The organism is Priestia sp. P5_B4 (assembly GCF_056400385.1).
On sequence record NZ_JBFULJ010000891.1, the window covers coordinates 1 to 1569 of the forward strand.

3 protein-coding genes are annotated in these 1569 nt (G+C 36.0%); all 3 read right to left on the minus strand.

Features of this window, described 5'->3' with window-relative positions; all coding sequences use genetic code 11:
- A partial coding sequence (locus AC1DRF_RS27200) for a spore coat protein (protein WP_477742209.1) occupies positions 1-215 on the minus strand: 215 nt, incomplete at its 3' end.
- Positions 216-232: 17 nt separating this feature from the next.
- Entirely contained in the window at positions 233-430 is a 198-nt protein-coding gene (locus AC1DRF_RS27205) for a hypothetical protein (protein ID WP_016766364.1), read from the minus strand.
- Positions 431-1116: 686 nt separating this feature from the next.
- On the minus strand, positions 1117-1569 hold a 453-nt coding region (locus tag AC1DRF_RS27210; RefSeq protein WP_477742210.1), incomplete at its 5' end, for a TerC family protein.

The window sequence follows — 1569 nt, forward strand, 5'->3', positions numbered from 1 at the left end:
TGATACATTTCATTATCAATCATATATTGAGCAATCTTTTCATGAAGCTCGATGGCTTTATCTAATTGCTTTTTTAATACCTTTCGAACTTCGGGCGTCGCCGTTTCTGTAAGCGCTACCGCATATGTTCGTACACCATTCTTAGCTGATAATAATAAATCAGTCGCAATAGCAAGATCATCTAACGTTTTAGTAAGAGTACTTTTAGTGGCCATTTTTCTACCCCTCCTATTTATTGAGCTTTCTTTAAGATTTTTTTCAATTCTTTAATCGCTTCAGTAGATGTTTGAACATCTTCTTCAAGAATCTTTTTTAATTCCTCATCCTCTACCAATTCCAACATCGCTGTTCCTTTTGTTACACATGATGTTTTAAGCGTTAAGATTTCATGAACTTCTAGCGTTTCGTGCATAGCTAGTCCCTTTGCCATGTTTGCATCCTCCTTGTCATTTTTTTGACTTGTGAATTATATTCCCAAATCATTTCCATTTAAACAATTATTCGTTATTTTTTAAAAATTCCAGAAAAAGAAACAGGAATACTAAARCTAACAAAAATAATCACCTGTTTTTGCAATTGACCTTCTATTGTATTGCAGAATAAATCCCTTTAGGTGTAATATGTAACCCTTAAATGAACCTTAAATTGTAAGTCTTTCTTTCTAGAACTTTTTAATCGTTTAAAATCGGGTACTATATTTTGTGAAAAGGTGTGATTTTATTAATTTTTTACATATTACCATCAAGGCTGTTGTTCTCTCTTTCGTTGGTGTTATATTCAGGGTAATTTACGGTCAAATAATTGGAGAAAAAGATGTTCAAATAGAAAGTCTTATCGGTCTTTTTATTGGGATTTTCTTAATTTCCTGCTTTACTGATTATCAAAAGGCACAAAAATCATAAATAAAATAACCAAGTTCATTTGCGCAGCCATTTCAATTAAAAAGTGCGTTAACCCAGCTYGGATTAACGCACTTGATGGTTACACTTGAATCAACATAACTCACTTTTCTATAAAATCTAAACATGCTTTTAAATATTAAAGCGAGGATCCGTTTGGAAGGAAAGAGTACGGTTAATTGATGAATTCAGGGTGATTATCACACTCGATTACCTTCTAGGCCGATGATTTTTCTGATGACTTATTGCCCGGTGCAAACCAACCTAATAGAGCAATACCAACTAATACTCCATAGAAAATTAGAGTCCAGATGGTGCTATGAGGAAAATGGGGATCTAAGACACCAATATCTTTATGTGCAAAAGTAATAACAGCAAGTTTCACCCCTACCCAGGCAACAATGGCGTATGCTGTCGTTTCTAGGGCAGGTCGCTTTTCAAGGAGTTTTACAAACCAGGTCGCTGCAAACTTGATTAAAATAAGACCTGCAATCCCTCCAAGAACTACAACTGCAAACTGCCCTCCGTCCATACCACCGATTTCTCCAAACTGTGAATCCGGAAGTCCAAGTGCTATAGCAACCGCAGCTAAAATAGAATCAATGGCAAAAGCTAGGTCGGCTAACGCAATTTTGCCCACCGTCGGCCAGAACCCTTTGCCAGCAGACTC